The sequence below is a fragment of the Pantoea eucalypti genome (assembly GCF_009646115.1).
Classification (GTDB): domain Bacteria; phylum Pseudomonadota; class Gammaproteobacteria; order Enterobacterales; family Enterobacteriaceae; genus Pantoea; species Pantoea eucalypti.
The window spans coordinates 325,074-340,619 of record NZ_CP045721.1; the positions used below are offsets into that span (position 1 = coordinate 325,074).

The following is a 15,546-nucleotide window of genomic DNA, read 5'->3' on the forward strand; positions in this document are numbered from 1 at the left end:
AGCCATGGTCAGTTATTCGTAAACGTTAAGCCCCAGTATTTCAGACAGGCATTCACATCAGTTGAAGAATGCAGCAGAAGCTTAGGCAGTCTGACATGGTCATAAAGTTTCTTATGGCGCTTTCTGTTCTTTGGGGCAGTAAGGATAATATATTTCAGCATATCCAGGGTTACATGCTCTTTGCGTATTCCGAGACCGCCAACTCGCGGCGTGAATGAGTAGCATCTGCGAATATACCGAAACAGCGCCACTGGCACTTTTACATCCAGAAGAATGAATCCGGTGGCGCGCGCGAGACGTTCTTCAATACATTTTGTGTAATTCCCATCCATAACCCATTTTTCCTGACTCACCGCGGCAGCGTGCAAGCGGAGAAATTCAGCCGGTGCTCTTGGAATCCATTGGCTTCCCGGAAGATGGTGAAGTTGATCCAGATGAATGGCAGGTAATGCTGTTTTGTGGGAGATAGCGTCCGCTAAAGTCGATTTTCCGCTGTTCGACGGGCCCATAATACAAATGCGCGGTCCGAGCGCGTCTAAAGAAAGTAATGTGGTCACAATATTTTCCGGGATTATGCTGTCAGGAAAAAGATAAATGAGTACAGCTCTGATAGCCATCTGCATACCGCAATGATGAGATTCAACGGGTAAAAAGCGTGTAAAAACGCCACCAACGGTAAAGGTCCGGGAACAAAAAGCACAGATTACACATTTACAAATTTAAATGTGTAAATATAATGGCGCCTCTTCACACATCAGAGGACTTTTTGTTATGCCGTCACTTTTTACCCCCCTGAACCTGGGCGATCTCAAACTTCGAAACCGCATTGTCCTGCCGCCGCTGACGCGTTGCCGCAGTGAACAGCCGGGCAATATTCCCGGCGATATGATGGTGGAATACTACCGTCAGCGTGCCGGTGCGGGACTGATGGTCACTGAAGGCACCCAGATTGAGCCTCGCGGGCAGGGCTATGCATGGACGCCGGGGATCCATAGCGACGCGCAAATCGCGGGCTGGAAAAAGGTTACAGAGGCGGTACATCAGGAAGGTGCCACCATTTTCTGCCAGCTCTGGCATGTTGGCCGCGTGTCACACAATGAACTTCAGCCAGGTAAACAGCCACCGGTAGCGCCTTCAGCCATCGCAGCCGATAACGTCCGGGTATTTATTGAAACCGGGCCAGGCGCGGGGATACTGACCGCACCCAGCGAGCCACGGGCACTGACCACAGAGGAAGTTAAAGAGATCGTTGCGCTTTACCGACAGGCAGCGGAGAACGCCAAAGCAGCCGGTTTCGACGGCGTGGAACTGCATTCCGCTAACGGCTATCTGATTAACCAGTTTATTTCAGAGCATACTAATCTGCGTACGGATGAATATGGTGGCTCAGCGGAGAATCGTCTGCGCTTCCTGCGTGAAGTCGTTGAGGCGGTCAGCTCGGTCTTTGGCAGCCATCGCGTGGGCGTTCGGTTTGCCCCTCTGTTTTCGAGTACTGACGAAGAGCGCGTTTATCTCGGTCTGGTTGAAAGCGATCCCCATGCCACCTACATCCGTGCTGCGCAACTGCTGAATGAGCTGGAAGTCGGCTATCTCTCCATTGCCGAAGCGGACTGGGATAATAGCCCGGACATGCCCGAGAGTTTCCGCGTCGCATTGAGGGAAACATTCCGATCTCCGATCATCTATTCCGGTCGTTACACGGCTGAAAAAGCGCAGCATGTACTGGAAAAAGGCTGGGGCGATCTGTTTGGTTTTGGTCGTTCATTTATCGCTAATCCTGATTTGCCTGCACGCATTAAATCAGGTCATCCGCTGAATGAGGTCGACCACGCCTCTCTGTATGGCGGCACGGAGAAGGGTTATACTGACTATCCTGTTTTTCAATCCTGATACTCTGTGAGGCGGCATGTCCCCCGAAAATGCCCTGAAGTTACTGTCCAATCCAACCCGAGTGGCAGTGCTGAAGTGGCTTAAGCATCCTGAAGAAGCGTTTGCGGGCTATACCCAGCTCTATCCCTTCGATCAGTATGGCGTCTGTGCCAGCCTCATACAGGACAAGGCGGGCTTATCACAGCCCGCCACGTCGTTATGCCTGAAAGCACTTCACAGTGCCGGGCTGGTCGAAGCCAGCAAAGTGGGCAAATGGACCTATTATCGTCGTGCTGAACCGCGTATTCGTGAAATCACCGACGTGCTGACACAATCACTGCAGGCGCTGTAAGGCGACTGCAGTTTAAACACCCTCTCATTGCCTACTGCTAACGCATTGCATTTGACTCTGGCGCAAAACCTTGCCTGTCCCCTAAAATTCTTAGCAGCCATCCTGTGCGCGCTTGACGAAGCTGCCCGCTTCACTTACAACTAAACCCGTCAGGGGAGTCTCGCCAGAGAGACTGAGAGGCTAATAGCGCATCGCGCGGCTTAGCGACCCTTAGAACCTGACCCAGTTGATACTGGCGTAGGAAGACGGGTATCGCATCAGATACTTGCCGCAGGGGCGCATGCACGACGCCTCTGCCTTTTCCCTCCGTATCACGGGTCTTCGTTAACGTATAACGAGGCCAAAGTGAAATATCTCATCCAGAATCTCTCTCTTCCTCGCCGGTGGACATCATGAGCCGCTGGTCGGTGCTTGGCAGTGGCGTGGCCGGGCTGTGCGTCGCCACACTGCTGATGGAGCGGGGCGAAACCGTCGAAATCATTACGCAGCCTGACTGTCGTGCCGCCTCACACTGGGCGGGTGGCATGCTCGCGCCCTGGTGCGAAGCGGAAAGCGCGCCTCAGCAGGTGATCGATTGGGGCCAGCACGCTGCAGGCTGGTGGTCGCAACGTGTTGATGGCGTGGAACAGCAGGGTACGCTGGTGGTTGCGCCGCCGCGTGATAGCCGCGAACTGACGCGCTTCGCCAGCATGACGGAAAAACATGAGTGGGTCGTACCGGGTGATATCGAACCGGCGCTGGAAAATCGCTTTGCCCGTGGTCTGTATTTTGCGGCGGAGGCGCATCTCGATCCCCGCCGCGCGTTGCAGCAACTGCGTGACAAATTACAACAGGCTGGCGTGCCCTTACACAGTGGTGAACCCACCGGCACCATCATTGACTGCCGTGGCATTCACGCCGCGGATCAGCAGCCCGCGCTGCGCGCCGTACGGGGTGAAATGCTGATCCTCCAGACGCATGACGTTCAGCTCTCCCGTCCTGTCCGGCTGCTGCATCCTCGCTTTCCCTGCTATCTGGTGCCCCGAGCAGAAGGGCACTTCATGCTGGGTGCCACCATGGTCGAAAGTCACGACAGCAGTCCGATTAGCGCCAGAGCCATGATGGAGTTGCTAAGCGCCGCTTACAGTCTGCATCCGGCGCTGGCTGAAGCGCGGATTGTGGAGAGCGGCACCGGCCTGCGCCCTGCCTATCAACAGAACCTGCCGGAGGTTCGTTTTGAGAATGGCCGTTTTTCGCTCAATGGGCTGTATCGCCATGGCTTTTTGCTGGCGCCGATCATGGCTGAAAACCTCATGCTGCAACTGACTCAGGAGATGACTCATGCGAGTTCAACTTAATGGACGCACGATTGAAACCGATGCAGGCACGCTGGCGGAACTGCTGCAGGAGCAGCAGATCGACCCGCGCTCCGTCGCCGCCGCGCTGAACGGTGAGTTTGTGCCGCGAAGCCGGTATGCCAGCCAGCAACTTGAGGCGGGTAATCAGCTGGAAATCCTGTCACCGATGCAGGGAGGTTAATGATGTTCTATCAATTTGCGCCGCAATCCCGCTTTCTTCTGGGTACTGCTGGCTATCCGTCTCCCGACATTCTGCAGCAGGCGATCGACGCCTCAGGTGCAGAAATCATTACTGTCAGCCTTCGACGGGAGGGCAGCGAAGGGGGTGCCTTCCGCACGCTACTGCAACAGCTCAACAAGCGCATTCTGCCGAATACAGCCGGTTGCCACACGGTAAAAGAAGCCGTGACAACGGCGCAAATGGCGCGTGAACTGTTCGACACGCCATGGATCAAACTGGAAGTGATCGGCCATGCTGACACGCTGCAACCCGATCCTTTTGCACTGGTTGAAGCCGCGCGCATCCTATGTGCTGACGGTTTCCAGGTTTTTCCCTATACCACCGAAGATCTGATTGTCGGTGAAAAATTGCTGGAAGCGGGTTGCGAAGTGCTGATGCCCTGGGGCGCGCCAATTGGCTCCGGTCAGGGGCTGCGCAATATCGAAGGGCTGCGCACGATGCGTGCGTGGTTTAAAGATGTGCCGCTGATTATCGACGCAGGTATCGGCTCACCCGGTCAGGCGGCGCAGGCTATGGAGATGGGTTTCGACGGTGTGCTGCTCAACACAGCGGTGGCAAAAGCAGGCGATCCGGTGCGGATGGCCGGTGCGTTTGCTGCTGCGATTTATGGCGGACATCAGGGATTCCAGGCGGGCCTGATGGAGCAGCGTGATATGGCCTCTGCCTCTACGCCCATTTTTGGTCTGGCAGAGTTCTGAGGAGAGACAATGGCGCGTTATCAGCGACAGACCATGTTGCCTGAAATTGGCGAAGCGGGGCAGCAGCGGCTGGCCAGGGCAAGCGTGCTGGTGGTGGGCGCGGGCGGCCTCAGCGCCACCCTGCTGCCGTTACTGGCAGGTGCGGGCGTGGGATTTATTCGTCTTTACGATGGCGATCGTGTTGAACTGCACAATCTTCACCGGCAGACGTTGTTTGGTGTCGGCGATGTGGGCGAGCCTAAAGCACGCTGTGCGCAGCGTGCGCTGGCGCAGCGAAATCCTGACTGCCTTGTCGAGGCGCATTCACACCTGCTGAGCGCCAGTCAGCTACCGCAGGCGCTGGAGGGAATCGATCTGGTGGTGGATGCGGCGGATAACTTCGCCATTACTTATCAGCTTTCTGACGCCTGCTATCCGCGCGACCTGCCGCTGATCTGCGCCTCGGTGCTGGGGCGTAAAGGGTATGTCGGCGGATTCTGCGGCGGTGCGCCCGGCTATCGCGCAGTGTTCCCGCAGTTGCCCGTGGCCTCGGGTAACTGCAATACCGCTGGGGTAATGGGACCTGCGGTGGCGACGCTGGGTGCAATGCAGGCACAGATGGCACTGAGTGTATTACTCAGGCTGATGCCGTCGCCGCTTGGCTGCATGATCCAGTGTGACTTTGTGGACTGGCACATCAGGCAGTTTCGCTTCGACGATGCACCTGAGCCTGACGCGCCGGGCACGCCTTTTATCGATCGTCTGATGCTCAGGGATGATGACTGCGTTGTGGAGTTGCGTAGTCTGGAGGAGGCGTCTGAAAGTGTGGCTGATAGGGTGTTACGGATTCTGCCGCAGCAGATAGCAGCCTGGCAGCCGCCATCCGATCAGCGCGTGGTGCTGGTGTGCGCCAGTGGCATGCGCGCCGCCCAGGCGGCGGATAACCTTGCCGCGCGGGGCGTTACGCGGCTGGCGCTGATGGCAGCGAATACGCTGTAGGAGGCGGGTTTAAATCACCTCGACCAGCTGGAACGTCTCGAAGATCAGCTCCATTTCGCTGTGGAAATAGCCTTCACGTTCGAAATAGCGCTGATGTTCCTGTCGCCAGTAGTCCAGGCTGAGATCGCCTTCACCCTCCAGCATCGCCATCTCTGGCGTCACGCGGTCAAAGCGCGTCAGGAATAGTCCGGTGGTGCGGATAACACACACCGGCTGCTTTTCGCCGTTCAGAACAATGCTGTAACCGCCCGGCTGAGGCAAGGCATCCTGCTCCTGCCAGCTCCGCAATGAACCGCAGGTAGCCACCTTCTTTCCGGCAATAATCAGCGTTGCAAGCTCGCTGGCTAATTCCGGAGAATCACCAAATGCATCTGTAAATGCACCCGGATATTTGTCCTGTATCTGTTCAAGCGTCATTGTCATCTGCAAATCCTTAGTGAAATAAGCGCCTGACCAGCATAACTGCAGGCCAGCGGCGCCGTTTAGAGGATGTAGCAACGGCTCAAACGCTGCTAATAGCCGTACAGCTTACCCGGCCTGCTTACGGGAAAACAGGCATAATTATCAGGACATTGAAAGAGATGGCGTTCTGACACTCCTTGCGGTGGTTTTAAGACTGGCGCGGCAACGGCGGCCGCGCACGTAAAACTAACGCATCAGAAAGCTCGACCAATGTTCGATGTCGTCACCACTGCTGATTTCAGGTTGTACCAGACCATTGACCATAAAGGTCGGGGAAACGTGGATACCATTCTGACGGGCATACTTGCAGTGCCATTTAATCGCGTTCTGCAGGTCAGGCTGATCAAACGCGGCGCTGGCATCTACGCCACTGTACGCTTTAAGACGGTCCAGAATCTGGTTTGGCGTGGCATCGCGATTCGGGCCGGTGCAGTGGTCGGTGAATTCGAACTCTTCACGATGATCGGCCACCGCCTGCATCACCTTCTTCGCCGCCTCTTTACTTTCGCAGGCGGCGGCAAGGATATAGCGGACAATCAGCCCGGAATAAAGATGCCATGGCTGAGATTGCAGCCGGATCTTCACGGTGATTTTACCTTCACCCGCGTGCGCCAGTAATGCGTCTAATTTATTGAATGCACGGACCGAAAAAGGACAGGTAGGTTCCAGGAAAACTTCAAATACTTCGGGGCCATGGCCCCACACCAGGACATCAGCATGCTGATACATCGGTAACTCCTAAAAGATAAACAGGAAGGTAAGACATTTACTCTGGCAAATCCTCTTTATTTCAGCCAGTTGAGAATCAGCCGCTATTGTTACAAAAATCAGCAATCAATCACTGACCGGCGCGTAACAGGAGACAGGCAGGTCCATTGCTCGCTAGAATTAAAGGCATTAGCATTCTCATTATCTGACTCTTTATCGTCAGCTGAACTGAAGAGCGCTATAGTTACCCGCAGAGTTTGCTATCTGCATGATGAAGCCATCTCTGCGACTTTCCTGCTGATCGCCTGCCCCGAGCCGATAAGCGTTAAAAGAGGTTAATTTTGCATACCGATCTCACCTGGAAAACTCTGCATCGCGTCATTAACCAGACGATCTCAGACATGCTGGACGAGCAGCAGAGTATCAATGTGTTGTCACTCCGCGCCCGATTGCATGAACTGGCAGAAAAAGAGGAGGATGAGGTCATGGTCTTATGTTACTGGCAGGCGAGTAAAATTTTAATGCGATTGCCCGCCACGGTAACCGCCAGTCAGTTAATGGTTGCTGCACGTCACGCGTTTCGCACACCAATGGATCACGATTTAACCTGAAAGATATTTCACGCACGAAGGTGCCCGCCCCGTTCCCGTTATCCTCTGTTTATCTCCTGAACGCGGTTTTCCCCAACTTCTGTTAAAATTGAACCTCTGCGCCACTTTGCAGGATGCATGCTCGGGAGAAACTATGTTGTGGATTTGGAATGCCCTGATTGTTCTGGTCACCGTTATCGGTATGGAGATAACGGCTGCACTGGCGCACAAATATATTATGCACGGCTGGGGTTGGGGCTGGCATTTGTCACATCATGAACCCCATAAAGGCTGGTTTGAGGTTAACGACCTTTATGCAGTGGTATTCGCCTGCCTGTCGATTTTGCTCATTTATCTGGGCAGCACAGGTGTCTGGCCGTTGCAGTGGATTGGCGCGGGGATGACGCTTTACGGTTTGCTCTATTTTATCGTGCATGATGGCCTGGTTCATCAACGCTGGCCGTTCCGCTATGTTCCGCGCCGGGGTTATCTGCGCAGACTTTATATGGCGCACCGCATGCATCATGCTGTACGTGGCAAAGAGGACTGCGTCTCGTTTGGTTTCCTTTATGCGCCGCCGTTGTCAAAACTGCAGGCGACGCTGCGGGAACGTCACGGTGTTAAACGGGGCGCTGCCAGAGGTAAGCGGGACGTGGAGCAGGATGCGCCATCCGGGAAGTAACCGCCTGACCTGATGCCGCCATCAGCATAGCCAGTTTCTCGGGTGTGCTGGTGGACTGGCGTTGATCCCACGCCTGTGAACCCGCCTGAACAACTTTCATCCCGATTTTACGATACACCTGTTTAGCAGTAGCAATCGCCCACGCTGAGCGCAGAGGCAAACCGGGCAGTCCGGCTAACGACGACTGGTAATAGGGCTCGGCCGTCTCTACCAGCCGACGGGCCACGCGACTCAGTGCCTGGCGATTATGCGGGTCAGCCAGCGTCTCTCGTGTCAGACCCGCTTCAGTCAGCCACTCGGCGGGCAAATAGCAGCGTCCCGCTTCAGCATCTTCAACGATATCGCGCGCAATATTGGTCAGCTGAAATGCCAGCCCGAGATCACAGGCACGATCCAGCGTGGCATTGTCTCGCACGCCCATAATCTGCGCCATCATCAGACCCACCACGCCCGCGACGTGATAACAGTAGCGCAGCGTATCATCCAGCGTCTGATAGCGTGTCTCGCGAACATCCATCGCAAAACCTGCAAGATGATCAAAGGCATAAGCAGGCAGAATGTCATGCGCCATCGCCACCTCCTGAAAGGCCGCAAAGGCAGGTTCATGCATCTGTGATCCGGCATAGGCCTGACGCGTTTTCATCTCCAGTTGCGCCAGGCGCTGTTCCGCAGATTGCAGCGACGGCGTATTGTTACTGAAGCCCAGCACCTGATCGTCAATCACGTCGTCACAGTGCCGACACCAGGCGTAGAGCATCAGCACACTGCGTCGTGTTTTGGCATCAAAAAGCTTCGATGCCGTGGCGAAGCTTTTTGAACCCACTTCCATGGTTTCTACGGCATGGTCGAGCAGTGACGGACTGTTCAAGCCAAATCCTCCAGCATTAATCCTGCAGTGGCTTTGGCCGAACCAATGACGCCCGGAATACCCGCGCCCGGATGGGTGCCTGCACCGACCAGATAGAGATTTTTGATCGTCTTATCGCGGTTGTGCGGCCGGAACCAGGCGCTCTGCGTCAGGATCGGCTCCACCGAGAACGCCGAGCCCTGATAGGCATTCAACTCATCGCGAAAATCAAACGGCGTGAAGATGCGGTGCGTCACGAGCTGACTGCGCAGGCCCGGCATATAGTGCTGCTCCAGATAGTCGAAGATGCGGTCGCGCAGGCGCGGACCTTCAACACTCCAGTCGATATCGGCGGTGCCGAGATGCGGCACGGGCGCCAGCACGTAATAGCTGCCGCAGCCTTCAGGTGCCAGTGACGGATCGGTCACGCAGGGCGCATGCAGATAGAGTGAGAAGTCCTCTGCCAGCGCGTCTTTGTTGAAGATCTCATCAATTAATTCGCGGTAGCGCGGACCAAAGCAAACGGTATGGTGCGCCAGCTGATCATGATGATGATTCAGGCCAAAATAGATGACAAACAGCGAGTTACTCATGCGCTTATTCTGCAGGGTTTTCCCCTGCGCCACCGATGCCGGATGCTGGCTCAGTAATTCGCTATACGTGTGAACCACATCCGCGTTAGAGGCGACCGCACGGGTCGGGAATACCCGCCCGTCATCCAGATGCACGGCGGTAATTCTATTTTCCAGCGTCTCCAGACGGGCAACGCTGGCATTCAGCTCTACTTCCCCACCCAGATCCTCAAACAGCTTCACCATGCCCTGAACCAGCGCGCCAGTGCCGCCGCGTGGGAACCAGACGCCCCATTCACGTTCCAGTGCATGAATCAGGGTGTAAATTGACGACGTGCCAAAGGGATTTCCGCCCACCAGTAGCGAGTGAAAAGAGAATGCCTGACGAAGATGTTCATCTTCAATGTAGCTTGCCACTTTGCTGTAAACACTGCGCCACGCCTGTAATTTTGCCAGCTGAGGTGCAGCACGCAACATGTCGCGGAAAGAGAGAAACGGCACAGTGCCGAGTTTCAGATAGCCTTCTGCAAACACCGCACGGGAATAGTCAAGAAAGCGCCGGTAGCCTTCAACATCACGCGGGTTAAACGCGGCAATCTGTGCTTCCAGCGCTGGCTGATCGTTGTCATAACTGAATACCTTGCCAGACTCCCAGCAGAGGCGATAAAACGGCTTGACTGGCATCAGCTCGACATAGTCAGAGAGCCTTTTGCCCGCCAGCGTGAACAGCTCTTCAATGGCGCTCGGATCGGTGATTACCGTTGGACCGGCATCAAAGGTGTAGCCCTGATCCTCATAGACATAAGCCCGGCCGCCAGGCTTGTCACGCTGTTCCAGCAGTCGGGTGGGAATACCGGACGCCTGAAGGCGAATGGCCAGAGCCAGACCACCAAAGCCTGCGCCAATTACTGTCGTTCTATTCATTGCATCGCCTGTTGACGGTGAGGAGTCATAATAGCCTGTAATGCCGCCAGTACGGGAACCGGTGGCTTGCCGCTTAGGATACGCAGCCGATCAGACAAAGTGAGTTTTCCCGCATAAAAACGGGCGATCAGATCTTCGGGAAGTCCATAAAAACGTTGCATAACCTGCCAGCGCCGGTCAGCCGGACCCGCGAGAAACAGCATCCGGTTTAGCATGCGGAAGAAGCGCTGCTGCTGCCAGGCCTGACTGGCGAAATGCGCAATGGTGGCGTGCAGGGTTTCAGAGGTAAACGTCTGCATCTGAGCCAGCCGGTCAGCCAGTGAGACCGCCAGTGGCAGAGAGTAGCCAGTGGTAGGATGAAATAACCCGGCACGCAGACCACTGCAGGGTAAATCGCGTTTCTGCCAGAAGGCAGCCACGTCGCCGGTCAGTGTAATCGGTAACGCGCCTTGCTCTTCTCGCAGTAGCTGGTTCAGTTTCCAGCCCTGCTGCGCGGCATAGTCACGGATATTCTGACGGGCGCGATCGCCTTCCAGCGTGGCGTGATCAATATAATGGGTATCTTCAATCAGCAGTGTATCGGCAGAAAACGGCAGGCTGTAGACAAAACGATAGCCTGCCTGCTGATCCACCGTCGCATCCATGATGATCGGTTCAGTCAGTCCGTGTGGTTCACTGAGCTGCCACTCCTGCCCCACGAACGACTGGAAGCCCATACGCAACGCGGTATCGGACTGATAGCCACGACCATCGATCACCGCGTCAGTGTCCAGTACGCGGCCATCCTCCAGCGTGACCGAGCGTGAAGCGATGTTCGCCACTCTGGTGTTCAGCAGCAGTTCCGACGCAAATCTGTCACGAATGACCTGCGCAAAACGCTCTGCGGTCACGCAAAAATAGCCACTGTTCAGGGAACGATGTCGTTGAGGAAAGCGCACTTCATAACCGGGCCAGTGATGAACGACCAGTGGCGCAATCCAGTGATGCTGTGTTTCAGTCAGATCTTCCGCATGAAATGACCAGGTGTGATGCGCGCCTGGCTCAATTTCGGCATCAATTAAGAGAATGCGCAGGGACGGCCGCTGCTGATGCAGGCGCAAAGCAATCAGGCCGTTTGCCAGTCCCGCACCCACCAGAATAAGATCATACCGCGGCATAATCTCTCCTCTTAAGCACCGGTTTACGGGTCAGCATCGCCTGTTCGACAATGTCCGCTGCCAGTGTTGTCCCGCCCGCCTGACGAAGGGCGGTGCGCAGCGTTTTCATCTGCTCAACGTAACTCTCATCTGCCAGCAAGGTCTGGAGCTGGCGGGCCATTGAGTGGCTGGTGGTAAAGCGTGATGCGCGACGTCCGATACCGTGCCAGACCACTCTGGCCGCAACGCCTGGCTGATCAAAGGCCAGGGGGATCGCCAGAAGCGGCGTCAGGTGGTTAACTGCATCCAGCACCGTGTTCATCCCGCCGTGGGTGATGGCCAGATCGGCCTGCGCCAGAGCCGCTGCCTGATCGGCAAAATCGACCACCTGAACATGGCTGGCCTGCGCGAGTTTCTCCGCCTGAAACGGTGACAGGCGACCGCAATGCGCCAGCAATAACTGCGCGTCAATCTCCTGACAGGCACGGACGATGGTTTTAAACAGGCCGTAGCGATGACCCTGCAGGGTGCCGAGTGAAGCAAAAACCTTCGGTTTGTCGTCCTGCGTGAAATAGCGTGTCTTCGACGCAGCCGATGACGATTCCGCAGCGCGCAGAGGTCCAACCGCGTGGAAATGGTCGGGCAGGGTCTGGCGGGGAAAATCGAGTGCCGGGATAAGCTGGCTGATCTGTGCCAGCGGTGAAAAACAGTGATGCAGTTTTTCGCGCGATGCTAATCCCATTGCATGAGCATTGCGGGCGATCACCCGATCGTGACGCCGCATCAGCCAGTCGTAGATTTTTTCACTGGTGCGATAGCGTTCGCGCGCCTGATCTGTCCCTGCATAGTCAAATGGCATCACGGCCAGCGGAAAATCTGCCTCACGGTTTAGCGGCAGCGCACAGGCAACCGAAACGAAAGGCAGATTCAGAAACTCTGCTGCTAATGCACCGGCAGGTTCCATCTGATCGACGATGACGCCATCGATCGCCAGCGTGTTCAGCACCACCGGCAATTCGCGACAGAGCATATCGGTGCTGCGCGCCATCTCATTGATCAGTTTCAGCATCGACGGGCCAAGAGGATGCGCCGCCAGCTGCAGGGTATGCGCCAGACTGCCCGCGGGATGCGAGGCTAAGCCCAGCGGGAAAAAGCCAATTCGCCGGTCAGTGAGAAGCGCGCTGACGTCCGTCTGCTGGATAAAGGTAATCTGGTGTCCGCGCGCGATTAAAGCCTGGCTAAGATGCTGAAGCGCCTGCACATGGCTATAAAAGGGCGGTGCGATGACCGCGTAGTGGCTCATGCAGCATCCTTAACTGACGGCAGCGAGTTTTTTCTCAAACCAGGCCTGAACAAAATGATGTGTGGAATAACCGTCCTGACAGGCCGAGAGCAGATGCTCGCTGGCGCAACGCAGATGGTCTCGCAGTCGCGTTTCCACTGCCTGAGGCCCAAGCAGATTCACCAGCGTCGATTTACCCTCATCCTGATGGGTATCTTTGCCGGTATCGGCCATGCCGTCGGTAAGATCGTCCAGCAACTGGAAAGCCTGACCGAGATTCAGTGAAAAACGGTGCAGCTCTTCGCGGGTCTCTGCAGATGCTTCTGCCACAATGGAGGCCATCTGCATTGAGGCGCAGAACAGCGTGCTGGTTTTATAGTGATTGGTCATCAGAATGGCATCAGCACTGCGTGGTTTGTCACCCTCTGAGAGATCTTTGAATTGACCCTGCACCAGTCCCTGCATACCGACCGCATGGGATAACTCCGCGACGGCGTCTGCTCTGGCGGCCGCTGTTAAGCCTTCTGCCATGGCGACCACGCCAAATGCCTTACTCAGCAGTGCAACCGCGGCCAGAATCGCCACATGTTCGCCATACTGACAGTGAATGGTCGGCCGTCCACGACGCAACTGCGCATCATCCATGCAGGGCATGTCATCCAGAATCAGGGAGGCGGCATGGACCATCTCCACTGCACAGGCGAGATCAAGCAAACCGGCGGGCGTGACGTCGCAACCGAGATCGCGCGCGGCCAGCAGCAGCAGCAGCGGACGAATACGCTTTCCCGGTGCCAGCGCACCGTCGCGCATTGCAGCGCCGACCAGGTCACGTTCACTTTCAACCGGTAAAAGCTGGTCGAGCCGTTGCTCAATCTCGTTCAACAGGCTCGCAGCCTCACTGCGGTTGAAATTGACGTGTTGTTCTGCACAGACCGTCATCATGGCTGTCCTTATCTACAGAGGAAGTCACAGCAGGTCGAAATTCTTCGATGCCATCTTCAATAATCGTCCCCGACTGCCCTTGCATAGTGGGCAGGTTTTCAAAGAACGGCGGGTAATTCCATTACAACTAAGCGTAGTTCACAGAGATAAAAATGTCGGTAAATTCAGCAGCATTCCGTGTTTAACGTCGATAATTAACGGGGCATTCTGCCTGAATCAACCCAGTAATGCGCGCAGCGTTTTTATCACGCTGGCGACATCCTCGTCAGATAATGCGCCATCTTTGGCGAAACGCACAATTCCCTTCGGATCAATGACGACCACTGACGCGTTTTCCGGCAGAAGATGCCAGCTGTGAGCGGTAACGCCACTGCTGTCGATAATGAATTGCTGCCATGGGTCAGCCTTTTTACTGGACGCAATGCTGCGCACTACAAAAATGGCACTGCCGGGCAGAGCATCGTCAGTATTGACGATGGTGGTGGTCTGGAAACGGTCTCGCGGCAGTCGGGCCTGCTGAATGGCATTGATTAAAGGCTCGCTCTGATCTTTCGCAGAGAGACGACCCGCCACATGAATCACCAGACGCACTTTTCCGGTCAGAGTCTGACTATTCCAGCGCTGATAATGAATGTCGCCCTGTTTCAGCACCATTTCGCCTTTGTCGGCGACATAGACGGTGGGGACAGGAAAACCCGTTTTCAGGGTGTGGGCAGTGGCGAAACCCGAAAAAAGAAGGGCTATCATCAATCCATAATGGCGCACAGGGTCCTCACTTCTTTTTGGTTTACGTAGGCCAGCTATCTCATCAGCAGGCAGAAGATTAGTATCACATCTATGTTTCAGATCAATAAAGGCATTTAATAACTGGAGTCAAAATAGCGGGGAAGATCTGATTACTGGAGGTGTGAAATGAGTACAACACTGATGACGCTACCTGAATTTGCCCGTTATATTGGCATCGCAACCCCAACGCTGGCGCGCGCCTTTTGCTGTCGGGGATCGCTGGGAGGCGTGCCGCTGCCACAGGCGCTGGATGATGCCCCGCTGACGCAGCGTCACTGGCTGCGCGACGATGTCTGTCAGTTTGATCATGCCTATAAACGGGTTCAGGCGAGGCAGCAACGTAAAACGCTTTAATCAGCGCGGGGATAGTCCCGCGCTTTCTTATGCAAAATTATCGGGCTTCACCAGGAAACAGACCAGATTAGCCTCACGGTCGCCCACGATTTCAATGGTGTCATCCAGCCCGCTGACTGCGTCTCCACGACCCAGACGGTGATCGCCCACGCGGATAATGCCTTCAAGCACGGTGAGATAAGCGACAAATCCCGGCATTGAAGGCACATTGAGCGTATGGTTGCGCGCCAGCAGCGTGTCGTAGATATAGACCTCCTGGCGCAGTTCCAGTGGCGCGTCAGACGTTTCTGGCCCGGCCAGTTCGGTCCAGCCGTTGGTCATAATGCCCTGGTCGCGTTCCAGCACCTGAGTCATCGCTTCCCCGCCCGGCTGTGAAGGCCGAATCACGGCCTGCAACAGCTCCGCTTCATACAGCGGCACCGACTCTTCGTACTGAACACCTTCACCCGCATTGACCACCATCACTTTCTTTGCAGAGAGCTGTGTGCGCTCGCCGTTGCTGTCCTGATGTTGCATCGAACCGCGCCAAAGGTAAGTGAACACTTCTTCATTCTGATGCTGCTGCATCGGAATCCGGGCATCCAGTTTTAACGACATCAGGTCAACACTGATCAGCGGGCTCAGGGCAGCGCCGGGCCGCTGGCGACGAACGGTGAAAGGACCGTACTCAAAAAGTTGCTCAGGATTTGCTCGCACAATGTTCATGATTAGCTCTTAAATAAAGTGACCAATAACAACGATCATAGACCTCAGACGTAAAATGAGAAGCCGGGGGATTTGCCCGGC

19 protein-coding genes and 1 riboswitch are annotated in these 15,546 nt (G+C 55.6%); of the genes, 9 read left to right on the top strand and 10 right to left on the bottom strand.

Annotated elements, in window-relative coordinates; genetic code table 11:
• Positions 1-8: 8 nt before the first annotated feature.
• Positions 9-557, bottom strand: a complete 549-nt coding sequence (locus tag EE896_RS20390) for a P-loop NTPase family protein (RefSeq protein WP_085980545.1) — start codon at positions 555-557, stop codon at positions 9-11.
• Between the two features lie 214 nt (positions 558-771).
• Here EE896_RS20390 and EE896_RS20395 point away from each other — a divergent pair, with 214 nt between their 5' ends.
• From EE896_RS20395 to EE896_RS20420, 6 genes are all read left to right on the top strand, one after another.
• Complete coding sequence (locus tag EE896_RS20395) at positions 772-1,890, top strand: alkene reductase (protein ID WP_105099678.1); 1,119 nt, start codon at positions 772-774, stop codon at positions 1,888-1,890.
• Between the two features lie 16 nt (positions 1,891-1,906).
• Positions 1,907-2,221 (top strand): ArsR/SmtB family transcription factor, encoded by a 315-nt coding sequence (locus EE896_RS20400; protein ID WP_008924754.1) that lies wholly within the window; start codon positions 1,907-1,909, stop codon positions 2,219-2,221.
• Between the two features lie 141 nt (positions 2,222-2,362).
• Positions 2,363-2,482, top strand: a riboswitch (TPP riboswitch).
• Between the two features lie 131 nt (positions 2,483-2,613).
• A complete protein-coding gene (locus tag EE896_RS20405; protein ID WP_140915949.1) occupies positions 2,614-3,558 on the top strand; it encodes an FAD-dependent oxidoreductase in 945 nt (314 codons plus the stop codon).
• Entirely contained in the window at positions 3,542-3,739 is a 198-nt protein-coding gene (gene thiS, locus EE896_RS20410; RefSeq protein WP_003851578.1) for a sulfur carrier protein ThiS, read from the top strand. The genes EE896_RS20405 and thiS overlap by 17 nt, the downstream gene beginning before the upstream one ends.
• A gap of 2 nt (positions 3,740-3,741) precedes the next feature.
• Positions 3,742-4,497 (top strand): thiazole synthase, encoded by a 756-nt coding sequence (locus tag EE896_RS20415; protein WP_003851577.1) that lies wholly within the window; start codon positions 3,742-3,744, stop codon positions 4,495-4,497.
• Positions 4,498-4,506: 9 nt separating this feature from the next.
• Positions 4,507-5,475 (top strand): HesA/MoeB/ThiF family protein, encoded by a 969-nt coding sequence (locus tag EE896_RS20420; protein ID WP_140915948.1) that lies wholly within the window; start codon positions 4,507-4,509, stop codon positions 5,473-5,475.
• Between the two features lie 9 nt (positions 5,476-5,484).
• On the opposite strand, the gene EE896_RS20425 is transcribed toward EE896_RS20420, so the two are convergent.
• Together EE896_RS20425 and EE896_RS20430 are read right to left on the bottom strand one after the other, a co-directional pair.
• The gene (locus tag EE896_RS20425; protein ID WP_003851573.1) at positions 5,485-5,898 is read right to left on the bottom strand and encodes an ASCH domain-containing protein; all 414 of its coding nucleotides are present in this window, start codon (positions 5,896-5,898) and stop codon (positions 5,485-5,487) included.
• Between the two features lie 225 nt (positions 5,899-6,123).
• The gene (locus EE896_RS20430) at positions 6,124-6,666 is read right to left on the bottom strand and encodes a DsbA family protein (protein WP_003851571.1); all 543 of its coding nucleotides are present in this window, start codon (positions 6,664-6,666) and stop codon (positions 6,124-6,126) included.
• Positions 6,667-6,986: 320 nt separating this feature from the next.
• Between EE896_RS20430 and EE896_RS20435 the strand changes: the two genes are divergently transcribed.
• The gene (locus tag EE896_RS20435; protein ID WP_003851569.1) at positions 6,987-7,256 is read left to right on the top strand and encodes a hypothetical protein; all 270 of its coding nucleotides are present in this window, start codon (positions 6,987-6,989) and stop codon (positions 7,254-7,256) included.
• Between the two features lie 133 nt (positions 7,257-7,389).
• Complete coding sequence (locus EE896_RS20440; protein ID WP_033762477.1) at positions 7,390-7,917, top strand: sterol desaturase family protein; 528 nt, start codon at positions 7,390-7,392, stop codon at positions 7,915-7,917.
• On the opposite strand, the gene crtB is transcribed toward EE896_RS20440, so the two are convergent.
• From crtB to EE896_RS20470, 6 genes are all read right to left on the bottom strand, one after another.
• A complete protein-coding gene (gene crtB / locus EE896_RS20445; RefSeq protein ID WP_140915947.1) occupies positions 7,856-8,785 on the bottom strand; it encodes a 15-cis-phytoene synthase CrtB in 930 nt (309 codons plus the stop codon). The genes EE896_RS20440 and crtB overlap by 62 nt on opposite strands.
• Positions 8,782-10,260: a phytoene desaturase gene (locus tag EE896_RS20450; protein WP_140915946.1), complete on the bottom strand. Its 1,479-nt coding sequence runs from the start codon at positions 10,258-10,260 to the stop codon at positions 8,782-8,784. Before EE896_RS20450 ends, crtB begins: the two co-directional genes overlap by 4 nt.
• Positions 10,257-11,417, bottom strand: coding sequence for a lycopene beta-cyclase CrtY (gene crtY, locus EE896_RS20455; RefSeq protein WP_140915945.1), 1,161 nt, complete (start codon positions 11,415-11,417; stop codon positions 10,257-10,259). The genes EE896_RS20450 and crtY overlap by 4 nt, the downstream gene beginning before the upstream one ends.
• Positions 11,404-12,699 (bottom strand): glycosyltransferase, encoded by a 1,296-nt coding sequence (locus tag EE896_RS20460; protein WP_140915944.1) that lies wholly within the window; start codon positions 12,697-12,699, stop codon positions 11,404-11,406. The genes crtY and EE896_RS20460 overlap by 14 nt, the downstream gene beginning before the upstream one ends.
• Before the next feature lie 9 nt (positions 12,700-12,708).
• Entirely contained in the window at positions 12,709-13,617 is a 909-nt protein-coding gene (locus EE896_RS20465) for a polyprenyl synthetase family protein (RefSeq protein WP_033762527.1), read from the bottom strand.
• A gap of 219 nt (positions 13,618-13,836) precedes the next feature.
• Entirely contained in the window at positions 13,837-14,367 is a 531-nt protein-coding gene (locus EE896_RS20470) for a YtfJ family protein (RefSeq protein WP_033742868.1), read from the bottom strand.
• 165 nt (positions 14,368-14,532) lie between these two features.
• Between EE896_RS20470 and EE896_RS20475 the strand changes: the two genes are divergently transcribed.
• Positions 14,533-14,760: a hypothetical protein gene (locus EE896_RS20475; protein WP_003851555.1), complete on the top strand. Its 228-nt coding sequence runs from the start codon at positions 14,533-14,535 to the stop codon at positions 14,758-14,760.
• Between the two features lie 27 nt (positions 14,761-14,787).
• Here the strand turns inward: EE896_RS20475 and EE896_RS20480 are convergent, their stop codons facing one another.
• On the bottom strand, positions 14,788-15,465 hold the full coding sequence (locus tag EE896_RS20480) for a pirin family protein (protein ID WP_008924744.1): 678 nt from the start codon (positions 15,463-15,465) through the stop codon (positions 14,788-14,790).
• Between the last annotated feature and the right edge of the window lie 81 nt (positions 15,466-15,546).